Source organism: Streptomyces phytophilus, from assembly GCF_013870535.1.
In the GTDB taxonomy this organism is placed as follows: domain Bacteria; phylum Actinomycetota; class Actinomycetes; order Streptomycetales; family Streptomycetaceae; genus Streptomyces; species Streptomyces phytophilus.
In genome coordinates, this window is record NZ_JACBXC010000491.1 from 1 (window position 1) to 4,211 (window position 4,211).

Here is a 4,211-nt window from a genome sequence, read left to right on the forward strand (position 1 = left end):
GGAACGGCAGCACCAGCGTCGAGTTCTTCTCCGCCGCCACCGCCCCCACCGTCTGCAGCAGCCGCAGCTGGAGCGCCGACGGGTGGTCGGACATCTGCTCCGCCGCCTGCGCCAGCTTCCGGGACGCCTGCAGCTCCGCGTCGGCGTTGATGACCCGCGCGCGCCGGTCGCGCGCCGCCTCCGCCTGCCGGGCCATGGAGCGCTTCATCGTCTCGGGCAGCGATACGTCCTTGATCTCGACCCGGTCGATGGTCACGCCCCACTCCACGGCCGGGCTGTCGATCATCAGCTCCAGGCCCTGGTTGAGCTTCTCGCGGTTGGAGAGCAGGTCGTCCAGCTCGCTCTTGCCGATGATGGACCGCAGCGAGGTCTGCGCCATCTGGGAGACGGCGAAGCGGTAGTCCTCGACCTGCACGACGGCATCGGCCGGGGCGACGACCTTGAAGTAGACGACCGCGTCGACGCGGACCGTCACGTTGTCGCGGGTGATGCCCTCCTGGGCGGGGATGGGCAGGGTCACGATCTGCATGTTGACCTTGCGCATCCGGTCGACGAACGGAACGATCATCGCGAAGCCGGGGCCGCGGATCCCGGGCCTGAGCCGGCCGAGCCGGAAGATCAGCCCCCGCTCGTACTGCTTGACCACCCGGGCCCCCGCCATCAGGGTGATGGCCCCGAGACAGGCGAGCGTCACCACCACTGCGATCAGTGCCTCGACCATCACGGCTCCCTGCGTCGCGTGCGATCGGCCGTTCCGTTCCGTTTCCACGGTAGCTCCGCCGCCGCGCCCGGGACAGTTTTCGGAGGCTGCCTCCGGGAGCCGGGCGGTGGGGGTCCGGGGAGGCCGCGGCCCGGGTGCGTACGGCGGGCCCGGAAACCGCACCGCCCCCGCACGGTGGGGGTCCGGGCGGGGGCGGCGGCCGGGGCGCTCAGGCCCCGCGCGTCGGGGTCAGTAGACGCTCACGCCGTAGGCGTTCAGCGCCTCCACGACCGGCTGGAAGAACGTCGTGCCGCCGCTGGAGCAGTTGCCGCTGCCGCCGGAGGTCAGGCCGAGGGCCGTCGTGCCGGAGAACAGCGCGCCACCGGAGTCGCCGGGCTCGGCGCACACGTTGGTGCGGATCATGCCGTAGACGACGTCGCCGCCGCCGTAGTTCACGGTCTGGTTCAGCGCCGTGACGCTGCCGCCGTGGAGGCCGGTGGTGGAGCCGCTGCGCTGCACGGACTGCCCCACGGTCGCGTTGGCGGCGCGGGTGATGTCCTGGCTGCTGCCGTTGTACAGGTTCACGGTGCCCGGGTGGGTCTGCGAGGTGTTGCTGTAGCGGACCAGCCCGTAGTCGTTCGTCGGGAAGCTCGACCCGGCGGTCGGGCCGATGGTGGTGGTGCGGCCGGAGTTGCTCCACCAGGTGCCCGCGCCGTCGGTGCAGTGGCCGGCGGTGACGAAGTAGTACGTGTCGCCGCTGCGGACGTTGAAGCCCAGCGAGCACCGCCAGCCGGAGGCGTAGATCGCCTGGCCGCCGTTGATGTAGCTCTGGAGCTTGCCCTGCATGCGCTCGATCCGCAGCGCGTCGGCGTCGGCGCCCGCGGTCCGCTTGATGCGGGCCACCTCGGCGTTGGTCACGGTCTCGTCGATGCTGACGACGAGGGTGCCGGTCTTCGTGTCGACGCCCCATGCCGTGCCGCCGACGTCGGCGGCGAGCACCGCGTCGTCGGCTCTCGCCAGGGTGGCGGCGCTGAAGCCCTCGGGCTGCTGGGCGGCGCCCGACGCGGGTACCGCGAGCGCGGCGCCGGCCAGGGCGGCGGTCAGCGCGGCCACCAGCCGCAGTCGCTTCTTGGTGCCGCTCAGTGGGGGTGTGCGCTTGATCCTCACTCAGTCCTCCGAGTGTGCTCGGGGACCCGCCGGCGGGCAGGTCCGTGAGGCGCAGCCACGGGGCGGAGAAAACACGGAAGGGCTCGCCCGGCCGGCTTCCTTGCGCCCGGCCGTGGGGGTGCGGCCCCTTATTTTCGTCGTGCCCCTGACAAGCGCTGCTGAGAGTATTCAGACGATGACAGGTGTGCACAAGTAGGCACTGGCACATGTTGGCGCAAACGCGCCCCCCTCCCGGCCCGACCGGCCAGGCCCGGCGGCCGACCACTCGAACAGCGCGCGAACCACCCGAGCGGAGGCCGAAACACCCGTCCGGCCCCGCGGAAATCTCCTGTCACCCCGTCAGACCCCCTGCACCGGGGGAACTCTGACGAACCGACAGCCGTTTCTGTGCCAGTACTGTCACGAACCCGGCTCGTGCCCTCTATCTGATTGGCACATCATCCGCATCATGGATGACCATAGGTGAGCGGACAGACCTCCCCGGACTCCGGGGACAGCCCACGCCGCGGGAGAGAGAGGAGGCGTCATGGGATCGGTACGCAGGGCTAGTGCCTGGCTCGGCCTCGTCGACGACAACGAAGACGAGCGCTACTACGACGGGTACGAAGACGACAGCGCGGACACCCCCCAGGGAGACGCCGCCTGGACGACGGACCCGCGCGTGCGCGTGGCGTCCCAGGTCGCCCAGGAGAAAGGGCGCCGTATCGCCACCGTGTCGCCGGACGGGTTCCGGGACGCGCGCGGAATCGGCGAACTCTTCCGCGAGGGCGTCCCCGTCATTGTGAACCTCACGATGCTGGAGGCCGCCGACGCCAAGCGCGTCGTCGACTTCGCGGCGGGCCTGACCTTCGGGCTGCGCGGCTCCATCGAGCGCGTGGCGACGCGGGTCTTCCTGCTGACGCCCGCGGAGTACGCGATCGTGCCGGGTGAGGCGCCCCGCTCCACGCAGGGCGGGTTCTTCAACCAGAGCTGACGCGACGACGGCCGCACGACGGCAGCGACCGGGGCTGGGCCGTACGGCTCAGCCCCGGAACGCGTCCAGCCCCGTCAGCGCCTTGCCCAGCACGAGCTGGTGCATCTCCACCGTGCCCTCGTACGTCAGCACCGACTCCAGGTTCGTGGCGTGCCGCATCACCGGGTACTCCAGCGAGATGCCGTTCGCCCCCAGGATCGTGCGGGCGGTCCGGCAGATCTCGATCGCCTCGCGGACGTTGTTGAGCTTGCCGAAGCTCACCTGCTCGGGGCGGAGCGTGCCGGCGTCCATCCGCGTACCCAGGTGGTGCGCGAGCAGCACGCCCTTGTGCAGTTCGACGGCCATGTCGGCGAGCTTGGCCTGGGTGAGCTGGAAGCCGCCGATGGGCTTGCCGAACTGCTCGCGGGTACGGGCGTACTCCAGCGCCGCGTCGAAGGACGACCGGGCGGCGCCCATGGCGCCCCAGACGATCCCGTAGCGGGCGTGCGTCAGGCAGCTCAGCGGGCCGCGCAGCCCGGTGGCCTCCGGCAGCACCGCGTCGGCGGGCAGCCGCACCTCGTCGAGGACCAGCTCGGCGGTGACCGAGGCGCGCAGCGACCACTTGTGCCTGATCTCGGGCGCGGCGAAGCCGGGCGCGTCGGCCGGGACGACGAAGCCGCGGATGCCCTCGTCGGTACGGGCCCACACGACGGCGACGCCGGCCACCGTGCCGTTGGTGATCCACATCTTGCGGCCGGTCAGCACCCAGTCCGAGCCGTCCCGCTTCGCGTACGTGCGCATCCCGGCCGGGTCCGAGCCGTGGTCCGGCTCGGTCAGGCCGAAGCAGCCGATGACCTCGCCGGCGGCCATCCGCGGCAGCCACTGCTGCTTCTGCTCCTCGGAGCCGAACCGCCAGATGGCGTACATCGCGAGCGAGCCCTGCACGGAGACCAGCGAGCGGATGCCGGAGTCGGCGGCCTCCAGCTCCAGGCACGCCAGCCCGTACTGCACGGCGGACGCGCCTGCGCAGCCGTAGCCCGTCAGCGACATGCCCAGGGCGCCCATCGCGCCCAGCTCGCGGGCCAGTTCGCGGATGCCGGGCAGCTCGCCGCTCTCGTACCACTCGGCGATGTGCGGCATGACGCGGTCGGCGGCCCAGCCGCGCACGGTGTCGCGGACCGCGATGTCCTCGGGGCCGAGGAGGTCGTCAACTCCCAGCGGATCGGCGGGGTTGAACGGCGGCGTAGTGCTTGGCATGGCTGTCGTCCTCCGGCGGTCCCTCGGGGTCACGGGCCGACGCTACTTGCGCGTATTCGGCGTCGTCCAGCCTCCCGGCACGCGGCGTGACGTCCCGCACACGCCGTACGCGCCCGGGCCCCGGACTCCGCGCCC

The 4,211-nt window shown here is 71.7% G+C and carries 4 protein-coding genes; 1 reads left to right on the top strand and 3 read right to left on the bottom strand.

The window, feature by feature from the left end; genetic code table 11:
- Together H5J30_RS19865 and H5J30_RS19870 are read right to left on the bottom strand one after the other, a co-directional pair.
- On the bottom strand, positions 1-721 hold a 721-nt coding region (locus H5J30_RS19865; protein WP_181788758.1), incomplete at its 3' end, for a slipin family protein.
- A 228-nt stretch (positions 722-949) separates the two neighbouring features.
- Complete coding sequence (locus H5J30_RS19870; protein WP_181788759.1) at positions 950-1,867, bottom strand: S1 family peptidase; 918 nt, start codon at positions 1,865-1,867, stop codon at positions 950-952.
- Positions 1,868-2,393: 526 nt separating this feature from the next.
- Between H5J30_RS19870 and H5J30_RS19875 the strand changes: the two genes are divergently transcribed.
- Positions 2,394-2,840 (top strand): cell division protein SepF, encoded by a 447-nt coding sequence (locus H5J30_RS19875; protein ID WP_181788760.1) that lies wholly within the window; start codon positions 2,394-2,396, stop codon positions 2,838-2,840.
- Positions 2,841-2,888: 48 nt separating this feature from the next.
- On the opposite strand, the gene H5J30_RS19880 is transcribed toward H5J30_RS19875, so the two are convergent.
- Positions 2,889-4,076 carry an acyl-CoA dehydrogenase family protein gene (locus tag H5J30_RS19880; protein WP_181788761.1) on the bottom strand — a complete coding sequence of 396 codons (1,188 nt, stop codon included), beginning with the start codon at positions 4,074-4,076 and terminating at the stop codon, positions 2,889-2,891.
- Positions 4,077-4,211: the final 135 nt, after the last annotated feature.